18 protein-coding genes are annotated in these 18,215 nt (G+C 35.5%); 7 read left to right on the top strand and 11 right to left on the bottom strand.

The genetic code is table 11. The features are described from left to right. Positions 1–50 precede the first annotated feature (50 nt). Complete coding sequence (locus NMD99_RS00980; RefSeq protein ID WP_309166324.1) at positions 51–356, top strand: hypothetical protein; 306 nt, start codon at positions 51–53, stop codon at positions 354–356. A 44-nt stretch (positions 357–400) separates the two neighbouring features. Here NMD99_RS00980 and NMD99_RS00975 read toward each other — a convergent pair whose 3' ends face one another. From NMD99_RS00975 to NMD99_RS00960, 4 genes are all read right to left on the bottom strand, one after another. Then, a complete protein-coding gene (locus NMD99_RS00975; protein ID WP_309166321.1) occupies positions 401–1,462 on the bottom strand; it encodes an ankyrin repeat domain-containing protein in 1,062 nt (353 codons plus the stop codon). Positions 1,463–1,519: 57 nt separating this feature from the next. Continuing rightward, positions 1,520–2,743: a multidrug effflux MFS transporter gene (locus NMD99_RS00970; protein WP_482134908.1), complete on the bottom strand. Its 1,224-nt coding sequence runs from the start codon at positions 2,741–2,743 to the stop codon at positions 1,520–1,522. Positions 2,744–3,114: 371 nt separating this feature from the next. Further along, a complete protein-coding gene (locus NMD99_RS00965) occupies positions 3,115–5,451 on the bottom strand; it encodes a glycoside hydrolase/phage tail family protein (RefSeq protein ID WP_309166318.1) in 2,337 nt (778 codons plus the stop codon). Further along, positions 5,448–6,410 carry a hypothetical protein gene (locus NMD99_RS00960; protein ID WP_265045448.1) on the bottom strand — a complete coding sequence of 321 codons (963 nt, stop codon included), beginning with the start codon at positions 6,408–6,410 and terminating at the stop codon, positions 5,448–5,450. Before NMD99_RS00960 ends, NMD99_RS00965 begins: the two co-directional genes overlap by 4 nt. A gap of 338 nt (positions 6,411–6,748) precedes the next feature. Here NMD99_RS00960 and NMD99_RS00955 point away from each other — a divergent pair, with 338 nt between their 5' ends. Further along, positions 6,749–7,606 (top strand): hypothetical protein, encoded by an 858-nt coding sequence (locus NMD99_RS00955; protein WP_265017642.1) that lies wholly within the window; start codon positions 6,749–6,751, stop codon positions 7,604–7,606. 157 nt (positions 7,607–7,763) lie between these two features. Here the strand turns inward: NMD99_RS00955 and dcd are convergent, their stop codons facing one another. Together dcd and NMD99_RS00945 are read right to left on the bottom strand one after the other, a co-directional pair. After that, positions 7,764–8,321 carry a dCTP deaminase gene (dcd, locus tag NMD99_RS00950; RefSeq protein ID WP_064125494.1) on the bottom strand — a complete coding sequence of 186 codons (558 nt, stop codon included), beginning with the start codon at positions 8,319–8,321 and terminating at the stop codon, positions 7,764–7,766. A 175-nt stretch (positions 8,322–8,496) separates the two neighbouring features. Then, entirely contained in the window at positions 8,497–8,658 is a 162-nt protein-coding gene (locus tag NMD99_RS00945; RefSeq protein ID WP_264688080.1) for a hypothetical protein, read from the bottom strand. Positions 8,659–8,773: 115 nt separating this feature from the next. On the opposite strand from NMD99_RS00945, the gene NMD99_RS00940 reads away from it, so the two are divergent. After that, positions 8,774–9,790 carry a substrate-binding domain-containing protein gene (locus tag NMD99_RS00940; protein WP_309166310.1) on the top strand — a complete coding sequence of 339 codons (1,017 nt, stop codon included), beginning with the start codon at positions 8,774–8,776 and terminating at the stop codon, positions 9,788–9,790. Between the two features lie 347 nt (positions 9,791–10,137). Here the strand turns inward: NMD99_RS00940 and NMD99_RS00935 are convergent, their stop codons facing one another. Together NMD99_RS00935 and NMD99_RS00930 are read right to left on the bottom strand one after the other, a co-directional pair. Then, positions 10,138–10,788: a hypothetical protein gene (locus tag NMD99_RS00935; RefSeq protein WP_309166308.1), complete on the bottom strand. Its 651-nt coding sequence runs from the start codon at positions 10,786–10,788 to the stop codon at positions 10,138–10,140. Between the two features lie 28 nt (positions 10,789–10,816). After that, the gene (locus tag NMD99_RS00930; RefSeq protein ID WP_309166305.1) at positions 10,817–11,380 is read right to left on the bottom strand and encodes a hypothetical protein; all 564 of its coding nucleotides are present in this window, start codon (positions 11,378–11,380) and stop codon (positions 10,817–10,819) included. 146 nt (positions 11,381–11,526) lie between these two features. Between NMD99_RS00930 and NMD99_RS00925 the strand changes: the two genes are divergently transcribed. Together NMD99_RS00925 and NMD99_RS00920 are read left to right on the top strand one after the other, a co-directional pair. Beyond that, complete coding sequence (locus NMD99_RS00925) at positions 11,527–12,525, top strand: TrkH family potassium uptake protein (protein WP_309166302.1); 999 nt, start codon at positions 11,527–11,529, stop codon at positions 12,523–12,525. Next, entirely contained in the window at positions 12,492–12,977 is a 486-nt protein-coding gene (locus tag NMD99_RS00920; protein WP_309166299.1) for a potassium transporter TrkG, read from the top strand. The genes NMD99_RS00925 and NMD99_RS00920 overlap by 34 nt, the downstream gene beginning before the upstream one ends. A 353-nt stretch (positions 12,978–13,330) precedes the next feature. Here the strand turns inward: NMD99_RS00920 and mgtE are convergent, their stop codons facing one another. Next, positions 13,331–14,701, bottom strand: coding sequence for a magnesium transporter (gene mgtE, locus NMD99_RS00915; protein ID WP_253308930.1), 1,371 nt, complete (start codon positions 14,699–14,701; stop codon positions 13,331–13,333). Positions 14,702–14,855: 154 nt separating this feature from the next. Between mgtE and prfB the strand changes: the two genes are divergently transcribed. Further along, positions 14,856–15,960, top strand: a protein-coding gene (prfB, locus tag NMD99_RS00910) for a peptide chain release factor 2 (RefSeq protein ID WP_253308929.1) whose coding sequence is annotated in 2 segments (ribosomal slippage) — positions 14,856–14,930 and positions 14,932–15,960 — 1,104 coding nt in all. Because the reading frame shifts where the segments join, the coding sequence is not laid out codon by codon here. A gap of 64 nt (positions 15,961–16,024) precedes the next feature. After that, entirely contained in the window at positions 16,025–17,515 is a 1,491-nt protein-coding gene (locus tag NMD99_RS00905) for an ankyrin repeat domain-containing protein (RefSeq protein WP_250294653.1), read from the top strand. Between the two features lie 23 nt (positions 17,516–17,538). Here the strand turns inward: NMD99_RS00905 and NMD99_RS00900 are convergent, their stop codons facing one another. Next, entirely contained in the window at positions 17,539–17,883 is a 345-nt protein-coding gene (locus NMD99_RS00900; RefSeq protein ID WP_264732404.1) for a DMT family transporter, read from the bottom strand. Positions 17,884–17,899: 16 nt separating this feature from the next. Next, positions 17,900–18,214 carry a DMT family transporter gene (locus NMD99_RS00895; RefSeq protein WP_064124961.1) on the bottom strand — a complete coding sequence of 105 codons (315 nt, stop codon included), beginning with the start codon at positions 18,212–18,214 and terminating at the stop codon, positions 17,900–17,902. Position 18,215 lies beyond the last annotated feature (1 nt).

Here is an 18,215-nt window from a genome sequence, read left to right as displayed (position 1 = left end):
ATGTCATTCCAGCGCGTGACGCTGGAATCTAGTAAACCTTTAGCTATATTATGTCATGGTCTCCTGAACTATTCGGTGGTTCTAACACAACTGGTTGGTCAGATTCAGATGATGATTGTATTGGCTCATCAGACCCAAACAACCATGAAAAAACCCCACCAAAAAATGATGCAATTAATGAAAAAGGCTTCATAAGTATACTAAACAAACTACCAAAAAAAGAGCTCGGCTGTTCTTCTGTTTGTGCAGGTTCTATGGGAGCAATAGGCTGTGCACTTCCGGTTGCTACATCAGTTCCTTTTTCTGCACTGGTGGCGGGTTGTCCTCCATTATTTTGTGTAGGTCCTGTAGGTTGACTACCGTTGCTTACACCAGTTCCTTGTCCTGCACTGGTGGTGGGTTATCCTCCATTATTTTGTGTAGGTCCTGTAGGTTGACTACCGTTGCTTACACCAGTTCCTTTTTCTGCAATGTCTGATTCTGATTTAGCATCACCTTCTTGCTTTTCTTTCTTTTCTGTACCAGCATCTTCTTCTTGAACCCCTTTACTATCCGTCGATGGCTCATCAATTAAACCAGCATCAGGGCTTTCTGCGGCTTTTTGAAATAGAGTTTTTATTTCTTCGTTAGTAGTTAAATCGAAAGGAGTTTTTTCATCTTTATCTTTTACATTAATATTTGCTCCTGCTTTTATTAGAGCGTCTACTACCTCTTTGTTGTTATTTCGAGCAGCAAAATGTAAAGGAGTCTCTTCTTTATCATTTTGTGCATTAACATTTGCCCCTTTATCCAATAGGGCTTTTACTACATCTTTTTCGCCATTTCCAGCAGCAAAATGTAAAGGAGTCCATCCACCCTTATTTTGTGCATTAACATTGATCCCATTTACTTTCAGTAGGGCTTCTACTACCTCTTTGTCATTCTTTTCAACAGCCAAATGTAAAGGAGTATTTTCAGAATCATCTGTTGCATTAACCTGTGCTTTTCCTTCTTTACCCAACAGATTTTTTACATCATCAATATTACCGTTTTCAGCAGCCTTAAGCAGTTTATCATTGGCCTTTTTTACGCTTTGCAATAGATCTTGTATTCCTTCATCAGTGGCTAAATTGGAAGGAGTCTTTCCTTCATCATTTTGTGCATTAACATTTGCCCCTTTATCCAATAGGGCTTTTACTACATCTTTTTTGCCAGTTAGAGCAGCCTCATGTAAAGGAGTTTTTCCAGAATTATCTTTTGCATTAACATTTGCCCCTTCATCCAATAGGGCTTTTACTACATCTTTTTTGCCATATTCAGCAGCCCAATGTAAAGGAGTACATCCACTATTATTTTTTGCATTAACATTTGCCCCTTTATCCAATAGGGCTTTTACTACATCTTTTTCGCCATTTAGAGCAGACCAATGTAAAGGAGTATTTCCAAAATTATCTGTTACTATATCTTCATTTACATCACTCATCCCACACCTCCTGTAAAATTATATTATCACGGCAAAGCCGTTAATAATCTATGACCTTTATGTTCCTGGATCACGCAAATAATGCCCATGTTTTTCAGTATATTTGAGCAGGCTGTACATAAGAATTGCAATTGTAGAGCATATTATTGTTAATAGTAAATTTGGTAAAATGCCATAGCGAAAAAATTTTCCTACTATATATATTCCAATAGCCCCAAACATCATATTGCAGAATGAGAGGACTGCACTACCAAGCCCTATACCTTTGATCGTTTCTAAAGCAGAAGTTACGTTATTGCTGATTACTAATGCAAGCCCAATATTGGCTGGAATCCAGGCAACTTGAAGAATTAATATATTTAACTTGTCCGCGAAATAAAAATATACCAATAAACTATCGGATATTATCGGTAACACCAAACCTATTATTAGCATTTTGCTAACCCCTACTTTTGGTACATACCTTCTATTAATTAAAGTTCCAATTATGTAAAATATGACTATGATCGATATGAGGTAGCCAAAATACTGTACTTCAATGCCCATTGATTCAAATATGAACGGGTAGTTAGCAACATATGCCCAAAGCCACATGAAAGTTAATCCATGAATGGCTGAAAACCCAAGGAAACGATAATTTCTAAATATTGATATGTATTGCTTGAAGATATTAGTAGTTATGTTAGTTATACTGGTTTCATTTTTATTCACAATGAGTGTTTCTTGTAACTTAAAGTAAATAAAAATAAGCATAGCAATTGCCGCAAGTGATATAATAAAAAACAAAAATTTCCAACTATACCCATGTGAAATTATATAACCGCCCACCACTGGAGCTATTCCAGGTGAGAGTGCCACTACCATATTTAACTTTGAAATTACTCTCGAGTATTCACTACCCGAGTACATATCCCTTATTGCTGCATACCCAACAACACCTGCAACACCTGCCCCTGCTCCTTGTATGAAGCGAATTAGTATCAAGAGCGCAATACTGTCGGCTATATAACACATGATACTTGCTAAAGTAAAAATTGTCATACCAATCAGCATCATTGGACGCCTACCATAATGGTCCGATAATGGACCATAAATTAATCCAGATACTGCAAATCCAACTAGATTCAAGCTAATTATAAGCTGCACTACACTGCCTTCTACTTTAAAATAATTGGCAATGCTTGGTAGTGCAACTGAGTATAGGTCAGTTGCCATATCGACAATTGCTACAGACAATATCATAATAAGAGAGATGATATTTTGCGAAAGAGCTGTTTTCACTTAATGATTTACTGGATTAAATATACTTGATTATAATATATTTTTTTCATTAGTATAAGTACAATGTTACATAGTAAACGATGTCATTCGAGTAGCGGACACTGTCCTCCTTTGTCATCCCAGTGCCTTGACTACTTGGATCCAGGAATTTTATTAAGTTGGTAAGCATAAAAGTAGCCGTTTTATACAACGTTTTGATGATTATGAAAAAGCTGGATTCCAGACTGGAATGACACCCTCCTAGTGGATTCAAATCACAATGTTCGTACAGTTATGTGCTTTGACACTGGAATCTTAAGCTAAAATCATAAAAAGCCTGAATTTCAATATCTTATCTTCAATTATTCAGGTTTAAGTTTAAATACTGAGCATCAATTGTTCAGGACCTTTGCTTCCGTGTTATCCAACGAATCACCATAAGTCACTGCTTTGAGGTAAAATTTTCTCCCTGATTGCACTTCAAAAGAAATTATTGAATCATCAAGTAAGGTAAATTTCTCACCTCCTGTATGCTCATACTCTTTAGTACCTTCTTGCCCTCTAATTAGGTTGCTAAGCTTATATTTATTTTTATCTATGAGTTTAGTACTCTGGAATTTCACTATCTCTTTTCCGATTAATGCTGAATTTGAATCGATAATTCCTAGCAGCTTACCAAAACGTAATACTATTACAAGCCCCTCATCGGTAGATTCCATTACATATCCGTAAGTAGACTGTTTATTTGTGCTTGCGATAGGCTTATAATCCTTATCGTTGTACGAAATAAAGAGCGTTGCTCCCTTCCAATTCCTTTCCTCACCAATTAAAGTAAAGCTTGCAATATTACCTTTAACATGCGGTAAATATATCATTTCTACTATGGTTTTGCTGATATGAGAAGGAGGGTATTCCTTCAGCATAAGAGACCTTGTTGAAGGAAAAGAAAGCTTATATATGGAGCTGTCATAACCAACACCACTTACTTGAATGGACATGCTTTCAAATTTTGTTTTTATAATTCTCACCGTATGCTTTTTCTCACCGTCTAAAATCGTTATGACATCACTTGGCGCAAGCCACGCATATTTTATCGGCAGCTTGAAATTGTATATATTTCTCTCTTGCCACGAAGAATAAAGTAAAACCTCAGCTATATTTTGCGCCTCTCCCTCCTCCATAATGAGCGGTATTTCAACTGTTGCAGCAGTGCCTTGCTTTGGCAACTCAGCATATTTAACATCAATTGGATAGCCAAAATTGCGATTAAAATAAACGACGTTAACTTTATTATTTAAATCCAGTTGACTAATATTAACAAGTTTTGAATTGTTACTGAAAACCGTTTCACCAATTGGCATTACAGTTGTAACTCCCCTGCCCTTTTGGACAAATTTCAGTTTAGAGCCCTGCTCAACCACATCAAAAAAATAGCAACTTTGCAGCATTTTAATAATTGAACGTACGGGTTGCTGGTCATTTATTACATATCCAGACAATAACCCTTTGACGCCACCTGTATCGAACTGATTGCTTTTTAAACCTGTTTTTTGTAACAGATCCAATAAAACATCGGAAATATTAAGCTGTGAAAGCTTTCCCTGAATCCAATGTCCTGTCTGCCAATTATGGCAGTCAGTCCACACATCACACAAATTGGGAAAGTAAGGAAATGGCCTTGCATCCCATGCCCAGAGAAACATTTTTTCTACCATTTCTGAGCTTTGCCACTTCTTTAGCGTTCCTTCAATTGCAATTTTTTGTGAAAGAAAGCTCACCTCTCCGTTTGAATATCGTGGATATTTGCTCTCTATGCTGCCTTTGTCAACAAACACATTTGGCTCATTAGTGCAGCCGTTCATACTGGGAAATCCATATTCAGTAAACCATATTTTTTTCATTTTTGGTTGCCATTTTGTTTTACTACCACCGGGGTTTATGTGAGTTTCACTCCACCATTTCTCTATATTTTTCCACGCATACCTGCTGTCGTTATACTTTACTTTTTCAGGCTCACTTTTTGAGTAATCATAGAAATAATCATACCCCACTCCACTGCTCCAACCACCCATTACATCTTCCGCAGAATAGCCAAAAGGAGGCTCTGGACCATCAGTCAGTGGAAAATAAGCATCTATGCCAACAACGTCGATGTACTGTGAAGACCACAGTTCATCCATATTATACCAACCATCATATGAGTGGTATTCGCTCCAATCCGCAGCGTAAGTTACTGTTACTTCTTTTCCAAGATCAAGTTTTATCTGCTTTGCAAGCTTAACTAGCTCTGCCACTGCAGGGTAATTACCTTTTTCATCTCTGATTTTGGTAAGTTCAACAAATTCAGAACCAATGATAAACCCTTCCACTTTAGTTTGTTTGGCAATGCTTGCATAATGCTCTATAAATTTGTTGTACTGATTCTTAAAAAAATCACTTATATCCCCAGGAGTCCCGCTCAATCTTCCTCGCCACTCTTTGTTCTTTGTATCAAGTAAGGGCATCGGATAGAGCATCACCTTGTAGCCTCTGCTGTGTAGCTCTTCTATATATCTTATTAGCGCTGAATCACTAACTGTGCCACCATATCTTGGGTTTCCATTATCGTCTTTTGAAATTAGCTGAGCATCATCTCTGGTACTACTTCCTACTTGCCAATCATCAGGTAATATTGCGGAATCATCTTGAAATTCAACTGCAGGGTATATTTTACAATCTTTAATGTTCACAGATCATTCACAAACCAATTGACTACTACCGATACCCACTCAACATTTGGTAAATCTCCCTTTAATTGATCCAAAGAAAGCACTGCATCGCTCTTTTTAGTGTGGTTGTTATGATTTACCCTTTGTGCCAGCCCATATGGGATATATTGGTTGCTGCTTATTTTCTCTTGCGCGATTTTCTTCTGTATTTTTGTATCATATACAAACTCTCCTGAGCCTGGTATTATATTGATATTCTGAATATTTTCTACTACTGAAAATCCGCTAGGCTTTAATATAGTCTGCACTTCAAATGTGAATACCGGAACGCGGTTATTATAGTCTGCTAAAGGAAAATTCTTGATGACTATGTAAGATATTCCCCTATAAGCCGGCACACCTTCGATTGACGACATAAATGGATCAGGATTTTGGTCTTCTGTACCGCGGTAAAAAGTATAATCTATTTCATCAAAGCTAAGTGATGTTGTATCTGCCCAGATTCTGTTTAATTTTTCTACTTTCCCCTTGCAGATCGCAATTGCAAGCGTTGCATAGTAATTATACTCAACATTCATACCTCTTCCAATTTTGCTTTTGGTGGTTATCGCCTCTTCTTTTATTGGCTGTGACCAAATAATGTTCCCTGCAATGCGAGCAGTGCCATAGATAATTGGTATCGTCCTTCCATAGGTTGAGGTTTGAACTTGCAGATTTTTTAGTCTCGCACCATGCGTTACTTTCTGCTCAGCATCAAGGCTAAACATCGCACCATCAAGCTGCGCACCAAGAAGAGCACCGAGTTCTGAGCCGATAATCTGGCCAATTGGACCAAAAATGCTGCCTGCTTGACCAAAAATTGATGATAAAACTATTGTAGACATGATAATCCTCCTTTTTGTTTCTATAGTTAATGTAGGCTCTACGTCATGCCGCCACGAACCGTCATACCGCGATTCATTCGCGGTATCTCTTAGCATAGATTCCGCTAACTAGTAGCGGGATGACGAGCTTATCGTTATGCCGCCGCGAACCGTCATACCGCGATTCATTCGCGGTATAGATTCCACTAACTAGTAGCGGAATGACGAATTTGTCGTTTTACAGCCACTTGGATGACAATTTGCCACTAAATAGTAGGAAATTCAATAGCTTACAATGAATAGTTGAAGTTTTTAATTAAGAAAAGCACATGAGTAAATCGTGTAGCTATAATTATTGTAAGCAACAATGAAAAAGTGCGGAAGTAGAAATTTGAGTTGACAAAATAAGAAAAAATATAGTATATTAAAAATATTGATACTAACTTAAACTAATTATGCCAGCAGTAGTAAATACACCAGACAACATACAAAGACCGTCAAAATTAAAAAAAGCAAAAGAAATTCTGCTAGCTCCTGTAAGGTGGCTAATCACAGGTTTATTTGTAGTACTTTTTATAATATTTTTTATTCCTCCCCTGGTGTTTTTCTTAATCGCCAAGGTATTGAGTAAGCTATATCTTTTTGCAGGAGGCAAAAGAACTGAAGCATTTATGGAGGCAGCACGTATCCCACAAACAACGCATGATACTAATGTAAATGATGCAATTAATATTAACGTTCAAAAGCTAAAAGAAAACTATGGCGAGCCTGATGTTGATGATAAGTTTATAGAGGAAATAGAAGGATTTATTGATCAGTTAGAGTGCATAGCAAATGGCACACAAAAAGCTGCAGATAAAGATCAACTTAGAGAAGATGAGAAAAAACATGCACTTGAGTGCTTGGAGCGTATAAAAAATAACCCTGATACACATAGTGGAAGCGGGTTAACATTGAAGCAAGTTTTAAATTTAGCTTGGAAGGCTTGCAACGATCAAACTAGAGCAAATGCTGATCATAATATAGATATTAATACCCGCATATCACAGAGAAAATATCAACTGGTTAAACATTTAGTAGAATCGCAAACAGAATACGGAGTGCGTGGTGGTCGTGGTTCAAGTGCATGTTTTACTGGTACCTTCAACAGTATTGTCTCTTCCTTGTACATTTTTGAAGAGTTTTCCTTCTTGCAAAAAGCAGATAAGAATACTATAAAGCAGGAATTTGAAAATGAGCTGCAAAAAAAGGGAGAAGAACTATTTAATCAGCTTTCCAATGATAAAGAAAAAAAGAAGTTGCAGAAGCTTTAAGTAATCCTTCTACAAATTTCTTTTCAAGCTATGTAGAGTCATTTAAAAACCACTCTGCACGTGCAGTTTTAGGTGATAAAGAATGCGACAAATTAGTTAAAACTTATCTTAGTAATCTTCAGTACAATAGCACAATATCTTGCTTTACCTAAAGTAATCACTTTACCAGCGGCAAAGTGATACCATGCTGATTCATATATTTTCCTTTCATATCATCATATGATTTTTCACACTCACTTTCGCCGCTTAAAAATACGAATTGGCATGCGCCTTCATTAGCGTAAATTTTTGCAGGAAGTGGGGTGGTGTTTGAGAATTCGAGTGTGACATGACCTTCCCATCCAGGTTCTAAGGGAGTAACGTTTACTATAATTCCACACCTTGCGTAAGTTGATTTACCAACACAAATGACCAGTACATTTCTTGGTATACGAAAATATTCCACTGTGCTTGCAAGCACAAAGCTATTTGGTGGAATTATGCATACGTCTGTTTCTTTATCTATAAAACTATTCTCAGAGAAATTTTTAGGGTCCACGATGGCTGAATTAACGTTAGTAAAAATTTTAAATTTATTATCCACTCTTGCATCATACCCATAAGACGATAGTCCGAAAGATATAACACCTTTGCTGCTTTTGTGATCCACAAAAGGCTCTATCATTCCAAAATTTTCAGCTTTTTCTCTGATCCATTTATCTGGCATAACTGCCATAATTGCCCCTTAAAGTTGTGTAATACTTACAATAATATAAAATAAAATTTAAATGTAAACTGTAGCTTTTGTCATGCAAGTAGCTTGTATCAAATCACAATGTTCATACAATTATGCGCATGACGCTGGGATGACAATGGATTATTAACTAATAAATTGTACATGGTAAATGATGTCATTCCAGTCTGGAATCCAGAAAACTTAACTTTACACCAGGTAATAAGAACTGGATCCCAGTGTCTGGGCACTGGGATGACATCCTCCTAGTGGAAATTGCTCTCAAATCACAATGTTCGTACAGTAAGCTGCTTGCAGACACCATTGTTACAATGTTCATGCAATTGAAATAGCGGTCAATTGGATTAGCTATAGGTCAATCACAAGAGAAAATTAAAGCTTTTCAGTTTGATTTTTTATTACAATAATTAGATTTATGTTCTTAACTAAAAATAATGCTTAGAAACTTTCTCCTGATTTTTGTATTCGTATTATTCACGCCGCTGTCAAATGCTGATGCCAGGAAATACATCAGAATTGTTGGATCTTCAACCGTTTTTCCTTTTATCTCATTTGTAGCCGAGGAGTTCAATCGTGTATTCTCTTTTAAGACTCCAGTTGTGGAATCGATAGGAAGTGGATCAGGGTTCAAAATGTTTTGCTCAGGAATAGGGGAAGACACGCCAGACATCACCACTTCATCTCGCCCTATGAAGGAAGTAGAAAGAGAACTATGTAAAAGAAATAAAATTAATGAAGTGATAGAGATCATCATTGGCTATGATGGAATTGTCATTGCAAATTCAAATCAAAGCCATAGATTTGATTTCACAAAAAAGGACTTATTTGAAACTTTATCTGCATATTCTCAAGAAGATGATAAATTAGTAAAAAATAATAAGAAGTTTTGGTCTGATGTAAATCAAGCCTTACCAAAAACAGAAATTGAAATTTATGGTCCACATCAAAATACAGGCACATACGAAACTTTGGTTAATTCTATTATGTTCAATCAATATTCATGCATGAACTCGAGAATTTTCAAAGAGAATTATAAAGATCAGGAAGAAAGAAAGAAAGCATGTGGTAATATAAGGGATGACGGAAGGTATATAGAAGTTGGAATTAATGAAAACATAATAATACAAAAATTGAAAAGTAACAAGAACGCTTTAGGGATATTTAGTTTTAGCTTTTTAATGAGGAATCAAGATAAAATACAAGGGAGCACAATTGCAGGAATTGAGCCAACTTACGAAAATATATCATCGGGAAAATATATATTAGCAAGACCTCTATACCTTTATATAAAGAAAGAACACCTGGATACTGTTGATGGATTAAGAGAATTCATAAAAGAAATTATAGATTCGATCGGCATTGAAGATGGGTACCTATCTAGGCTTGGTCTAATCCCACTTTCAAGTGAATATATAAAGAAAGCTTCAGCAAAGGTTTATGATATAACGTGACGGCAACACTTCCTTCTCCTGTCATCCAAGCAGCCTCCTTTTTTGTCATCCCAGTGCGTGACACTGGGATCCAGACTTTAATTATTATACTCGTAAATAAGTGTAATAGATAATGGTCCTGGTGAGAAAAAAGTTCACCTCAAATGCAGTATTTTTGTTGAAATAGCTCAACTGGATGCCAGTGTCACGCACTGGCATGACACCATTTGTTGTAAACTCACTTTTATGGTTATCTTTTTATACTACCTTGTCTACCTTATTTTGTCGCTTTCCTGAACGGATACATATTCTTTGTCTAGCGTAGTCAGACCCCAGCGCAGCGCGCTGGGATGACAATGGATTACTAATTAGGCAGTTCTTGTTTTGTTGCAACACTGAGAAAGATCTGGGTCCGAGCTTTTCGTATTTGGGCTTTCTGATTTCTCACAAAACTTAGCAATACCAGCACCCATTAATATAACTGCTGCCAAAACTGTTAAAGCCAGTGCAACTACAGGATACGCTAGCACATAGGCTGCAACAGCACCAGCTACGCATAGTCCAGTAACACCTAGAGCAATCTTCCCTTTGTGTTCACTCCAGAAGTTTGTATCGTTCTTTTCTGGGGTTTTGTTATCTGCTTCATTTGTTAATTCAGGGTTTGCGGTGTTAATTACTGGGTTTTGACCTAGATCAGTGTCATCTATACAAGCATTAAGTTCATCATTCTCAAACAGATCATGATTGATTTCTTGTGAAAATCGAGTCGCATACTCTTTATCCCATGCTATCTGATCATCAGCCTTGGCATTATCTAGTGTATCTTTACTAAGTTTTTCCTCAAATTTTTGAATCAAATCTTGAAAGCATTGCTCACCTACTCCAGGTATTTTAGCAAAACGTTTTTGTGCCTTTACAAGTTTACTCATTACATAGTTATTTCCACGGTGCTCATACCCAAGGAGCTGTGGAGAAGCAGCATTAAACATTAATTCAAAGATTTCTTTTATCTTTTCCACATCTTCTTGGTTCAATTCTTTACTATATTTAACTTCCCAGAGGATAAACTAAAAAGGCATCTACGTCTCCATCAACCCAATATACTATTCGATCTAAAACACTTTGTACATTTTCACCACAATTCTCTAATGCTGCTTCAACTTGATTAACATTAAGACTTTTTATTGCATCTCTTAGTATTGAACTAAGATCCATTACCCTCTTGTGCTCTTCCATTTCTTGAATAACTGTTTCAAGAGCAGGTATGTCACTAAGGACAGTTTCTCTTAGAGAGTTTTCAAAACTCTCTATTGCATGATCACACACAGAACCACGAATTTTTTGATTAGTTTTCTGCCAAATTAGTTCAATGATCTTTACGCTTTTTTCAAATTTTTCTTTATCTTCAACTATATCGTTAAGGCGAGTAATAGCAAAATATAAAATGATATCTTTTTCACTAGTCGGAGCTCCCTCGTGTCTCAAAGCTGCTTGTATATCATCATTTTCATTACTGTTGAATATTTCCTGGACCATTTTAAGGTTGTTCTCGCTGATTGCTGTAATTAATGAAGTTTGAATTTTTTGTTGTATGTCAGTTAATTCAGTCATATTTTACCTCTATTTTCTATAAAGTTTAATTATCATATATATTTACAAGTAAGTCAAGTATATTGTTAATAACTGTTAATAAAGGCCAACAAAATGCTTGACGTTAGAGTAGCTTTTATGGCTTTGTATAGCGAGGAAATAACTCTATGAAAAATCATCAACGTTTACAAACTTTACGTTCAATTGTATTTATTGTGGGAATATTCCTATTGTTATTTAGCTTAGCAATGCTTATTCCTGCTATTACTAATAAATGTCTCAGCTACGAATGGAAAAATTTTCTCGCTGGATTCATAATTACCTGCACATCTGGCGTAATTTTTATTTTACTCGGTAAATTAAATGGCATGCCGGCAATTTTTGCAATTACTAGTTGCACCTGGATTGCCTTGTCTTTGTTTGCAGCTATTCCTTTCTATTTTGACAATCTGAGCTATGTTGATGCATTATTTGAAACGATATCTGGCATCACAACCACAGGGGCAACTATATTTAATGATATTGAAAAACAATCTCGAGGAATACTGCTATGGAGAGCAATGCTACATGGCATGGGGGGTTTTGGTGTAATCACTTTAGGAATTGCAGTTTTTCCTATGTTTAAGATTCTCAGCCTAAATAATTTACTTTATTCTGAATATTCAGATGCTACAAAAAGGAAGTTGCCGAACACGCGAAGCGTAGTAATTCATATTACAGCAATATATTATGGCCTAATTTTGTTATGTATATTTTCCTATTATCTGGCTGGCATGCCACTATTTGACGCAATATGTCACGGAATGTCCGCTGTATCAACTGGTGGATTTGCTAACTATAATGATTCTATAGGGCACTACAATAACCCTATGTTAGAAGTCATAACGATCATTTTTATGATTTTGGGTTCTCTGCCTTTTTTTAGCTATTTAAAAATCATAAGACGGTTAGACATTTGCTATGATGAACAGGTCTCTTACTTTGTTAAGATAGCTATTGTTTCATCTTTATTTGCTTGTTTTTGGTTGTATCAAAATGTTGATTTAGGAGTGTCATTATCATTTAGATACAGCACGTTTACCATCACCTCTTTAATTACGTCAACTGGTTATGCAATCTGTAATCATATAGATTGGAGCTTCATTTCAGTCTTAGCTTTTTTCTAACCTTTGTTGGTGGATGTAGTGGTTCTTCAAGTGGTGGCATCAAAATCTTTCGTTTGATCATTTTTCTAAAGTCTATAGGAAATCACTTTCGCCTTTTATTAAACCCAGGTGCAGGTAATAGGGTAAAATTCAACGGAAAAACCCTGGAGAATGATGAAGTTCACTCTGTCTTTATATTTTTTGCAATTTTCATGTTAACGTTTACCATTTCATCAATAGTGATGTCTTACTTAAGCAATGCAGACTTTATAACTAGCATCAGTTCAGTCTCTGCAACGCTTACAAATTCTGGCCCGGGATTTAGTAATTTAATAGGCCCTTCAGGTAACTATTCTTCTTTCAGTAATGAAGTAAAATTATTTTTGTCGTTTTTGATGCTGCTTGGTAGACTTGAAATATTGCCAATCTATTTTTGTATAGGTAATTTATTCTTATTTAATAGAAAGAAATAGTTGGTAAAGTTGTGAAACTTGATATTATAGCTAAACTGACTTACGACAATTTGAAAAACCGTCATTCCGCTACTTGTTAGCAGAATCTATACCGCGAATAAATCTACAGATGTACGAACATTGTCTATCAGGAGGGTGTTATCCCAGTGCCCAGACACTGGGATCCAGGAATTTTATTAAGTTGGTAAGCATAAAAGTAGCCATTTTATGTAAAAATACAACATTTTGATGATTATGAAAAGGCTAGATTCCAGTGTCAAGCACTGGAATGACACCATTCGCTGTACAGTTTACCTTTAAAAATGAATGTTCGTACAGCTATGGAATAAATCGCGGTATAGCTATAGATAGTATCAGCTGTTTAATAAAAAGATCGTAGCTAAACCAAGAAACATAAGAGCTGAGAGAATATCAGTTGTTGCCGATGTTAGGATTGAAGAAGAAACTGCAGGGTCAGACTTTAAACGGTGAAGCATTATAGGAATGAAAGTTCCGATGAACGTTGCAATAATTGACATCATAATCATGGAGACCACAAAAATCATCTCCACTTTGAAATTGTGAAATCTTATTGCTAATACTACGAGTGAAATGGTAGATAAAATTACCCCGTTTATAAGACCTATTAAAAATTCTTTCATCAGTACTCTTTTTGCATTTTGCTCAGTTAGATATTTTGTTGCGATTGCCCGGATGGTTAGCGTTACTGTTTGGGATCCTGCATTTCCGCTCATTGATGCAATTATCGGCATGATTATTGGCAGTACTATAAAACTTTTTATTACATCATCGAAAAAGCCAACTACTATGGAACACATTGTTGCAGCTAAGAGGTTAAACAGTAACCAAGGTAGCCTTTTAATTATAGTTTTATGTATAGGGGCATTTATATCGGCTTTAGAAGATACACCGCTTATTTTGAGTACATCCTCTTCTGTTTCTTGTTGAACAACTTTTATCACATCTTCAATTAAGATCACACCAATAATTTTACCATTCTTATTTACTACCGGAGCCGATAATAGAGAGTAATCTTTAAATATTCTTGCTACTTCCTCTTGGTCTACTCCAGTTTTAATGATTTTTATGTCATGATCCATTATCTCTTTTATTATTGTGTCTCCTGAGTGAGATATTACCTTATTTAAATTAACACTGCCTATAGGCTCTAATTTTGAGTTGATAATGAATATCTGGTGAAATCTTTCTGGTATTTTTTTATAGTTGCGCAAGAATTCCATTAGCTGATTTATCGTCCAATAATATGGAGCTATAACCATATTTTTATGTATCAACCTTCCTGCACTTTCTTCTGGGTATGATAACAACTCCTCTACTAATTTTTGAGTTGCATTGGGTAAGTAGTTAAGTATGTTTTCTATAGACTTTCTATCCAAATCTTTCACTATGGTTACTATATCTTCTACATCAAGGAGCATTAGTAACTTTGCTGTATTTTCTATTCCCAATGTTTCTATGATCTCTCTTTGTAAATCTGGCACTACATGCACTAGGGCATCACTTAACAAATGTTGATCGAGGATATTAACTAATTTCTCCCTGTGATCACTGATTGAAGTAGATAAAAAATAAGCTAACTGAACGCTATCTATCGTTTTTACAATATTACAAACATTTTCTAGCTCCTCGTTATCAAGTGACTCTATTAAGTCATCAATAGCCTTTTTGTCTAAACCATAATGAGAACTTATTTTAATATTCATTACTTTACCTTATTTTTTAATAAATATACACACTTGATTTCCTTAAACATTAAAGTATAATGAAATTATTTTGAATTAACTATCATATGGTTAAATTTCTATTTTGTTTGCTGTTATTGTTAGTAATAGTAAATATATTAAAATCTAAAGTATAATGAAAACTTATTCAGAAATTTTCGAATACTTTCAAGGCTTAAATAAAAGTATTTCTCTTATCAGGAGGTGTCTTTGACATAGAAAAATTAAAGTTGCGTCTTGAAGAGCTGGATTCCCAAGCGTCGAATGATAATCTGTGGCAAGACAATCAAAAGGCACAAGAAATTTTAAAAGAACGTTCTAAAATTAAGCATGACGTAGAGTTGTTTTTAAAGTTGGAAAGCGATTACAACGATGCCATTAGCTTAATGAAGTCTGCTATTGATGAGAATGATGAAGAATTTTTCTCTGAAGTTGAAAGTGAATTAGCTAAGCTAGAGAAATTAATCAAACTTAAAGAGACAGAATCCTTATTTACTGGTGAAGCAGATAACAATAACTGCTTTTTAGAAATCCACTCAGGAGCTGGTGGAACAGAGAGCAATGATTGGGCTGAAATGCTGATGCGCATGTATGTAAGATGGGCAGAAATTTATCACAACTTTAAAGTTGAAGTTGTAGAAAAATTAGAAGGAGAGTCGGTTGGTATAAAGTCTGCAATGATAAAAATCGTTGGAGAAAAAGCTTATGGGTGGGCAAAAAGTGAAAGTGGAATTCACAGGCTGGTTAGAATATCGCCGTTTGATGCAAATGGTAAACGTCATACCAGTTTTGCAAGTGTAGGAGTAACTCCAGTGATAGAAGATTCAATTGATATTGCTGTGGATGAAAAGGATCTAAAGATCGACACCTACCGTGCTTCCGGAGCAGGCGGTCAGCACGTGAACAAGACTGAAAGTGCGGTACGCATTACGCATATTCCAACTGGTGTTGTAGTTCAATGCCAAAATGGTCGTTCTCAACACAGAAATAAGGATGAGGCGTTAAAATTACTTAAAGGACGTTTGTACCAAATTGAACTGGAAAAAAAAGAACAAAAGATGGCTGAAGAATATGGTAAAAAATGCGATATAGGCTGGGGCAATCAGATCAGATCGTACGTTATGCATCCATATCAAATGGTGAAGGATTTAAGAACTGGACATGAAGTGGGTAATATAAATTCTGTTTTTGATGGTAATATAGATTGTTTCATAGTTAGTGTGCTTACTAAGCAAAATTAGGTAGGGTTAACTTTCTTGTCATAATATATGATAATTAAAATATTGTTAAAGTAGGAGTAAAGTTATGACAATTGAACACGAGCAGTGGGAAAGAATGCTAAGTGCAATTGATGCTGACAAAAATTTAAGTAAAGATAACGTAATTGGGAAGATAAAAGAGAAATTATCACAATATTCAGATGAATATAAAGAGTGGGAAGGAGCTGGTTTTGGTGTAAACCACTTATTTGCAGTAGAATATGGATTATTGCATTTAGCTATCCACAATAATTTAGAAAATGTGGTGAATGCTCTATTGGGAGTAGAAGGAATCAATGCTAATGCAAAAAATGGATATGGAGACACTCCTTTATGTAAGGCTGCTCGCCGTGGCTGCACTAAAACAATAAGAGCTCTAATAGACAACGGAGCAGATGTTAATGAAAAAGATAATCATGAATGTACTCCTTTGCATTTGGCTTGTGAAAATGGTCAAACAGAAGTAGTAAATCTCCTATTGAAAAGAGAAGATATAGATGTTAATGCAATAAGTAAAGATGGGTATACTCCTTTACATTTGGCTACTGAAAAAGGTTACATAGAGATAGTAAAAACTCTAATAGAAGGAGAAGGAGATGTCAAAGCGGTAGATAAATATAGGAATACTCCTTTACATTTGGCTGCTAAAAAAGGTCGCATAGAGATAGTAAAAACTCTAATAGAAGCAGGAGCAAATGTTGATGCAATAGATAGAGATGGACGCACTTCCTTACATTTGGCTATTCAATATGGTTGTAAAGAAACAGTAAAAACTCTAATAGGAGCAGGAGCAAATGTTAATGCAGCAGATGAAGATAAACGCACTCCCTTGCATATAGCTACTCAATTTTGCCGTAAAGAGATAGTAAAAATTCTAGTAGAAGCAAGAGCAAATGTTAATGCAGCAGATAAATATGGATGTACTCCTTTACATTTTGCTGAAGATGCAGAGACAGTAAAAACTCTAATAGGAGCGGGAGCAAATGTTAACGCATTAGATAAAGATAAACGCACTCCCTTGCATAATGCCAAGAATGAAGAGACAGCAAAAGCTCTAATAGGAGCAGGAGCAAAGGTTAATGCAGTAGATAAAGATAAATGCACTCCCTTACATATGGCTGCTCGACGTGGTTGCAAAGAGGTAATTGAGACTTTAATAGGCAAAAGAGCAGATCTTTTGTCAAAGAATAATGATAATAAAATTCCGAGCGATTTTGACAAAAATCATTATATAGTTCGGCATGTGAATTTTCTTTTATCTGAAGAAAGAATGAAACGACATGACCAACAGGGTAAAATATCTCTTGTTGCTTTCAGTTTAACAATATTGTTTGGTACTGCTATAACGATAACACTTTTTGCAATTGGAACAATTACAGCTGGGCTATATCCTGTAATAGGAGCAGTAGTTACAGTTGTAGCAGCAGCATTAGCGGTAGCTTATACTACAGTTAGAATGTTAGAACCTAGTACTAAAATGGATGAAACGAAAGAAGCGCAAAACGTAAATGGGAATGTGCAGGAAGTATTTCCTTAATATAATTCCAATTGTGGGATCTCTTATTCCATTTTATCAACAGTTTGTTTTGCAGTATCAAACAATTTTAATCCTATAATCCCGAATGTAACTAAAATAAAGCATATTACTTCGAATAAATTAACTGGTTCATTAAATAGGTAAACTCCAAGTATCGAAGCTCCTATAGCACCTACTCCAGTCCAAATTGCATAGCATACTCCGATAGGTATAGAACGTATAGCGAGCGAAAGTAAATACGTACTAAGAGCCATGGAGAGTATGCTAATTATTGATGGTACGAGATGAGTAAATCCACAACTATGCTTAAGTGTTATGACCCAGAACACTTCAATTAGTGACGATAAGAGTAAATATATCCAATTCATGCATAAATTTTTAGGTTTAAATAGAGAGCTTTAGCCCTATGGTTCCTATTACAATTAAAATGATACATAAAACTTGAGATAAATTAATATTCTCTGTGAAAGCGGTTGCACCAATTATAGTTATTCCAATTGTGCATATTCCAGAGGAAACTGCATAGCATACTCTAATAGGTAGAAAGCATGCTGCAAGAGATAAAAAGTAAATGCTAATGATCATAATTACCAATGTTGCAATCGAAGGCACAACTTTAGTAAAACTGTTACTAAACTTTAACGTTACAGCCCACAGTATCTCTAGGATACTAGACAGCAACAAATATAACCAGCACATT

The sequence above is a fragment of the Wolbachia endosymbiont of Listronotus oregonensis genome, assembly GCF_031205055.1.
Classification (GTDB): domain Bacteria; phylum Pseudomonadota; class Alphaproteobacteria; order Rickettsiales; family Anaplasmataceae; genus Wolbachia.
Note: the sequence above shows the minus strand (reverse complement) of the source record. Positions and strands in the feature narration are given on the sequence as shown.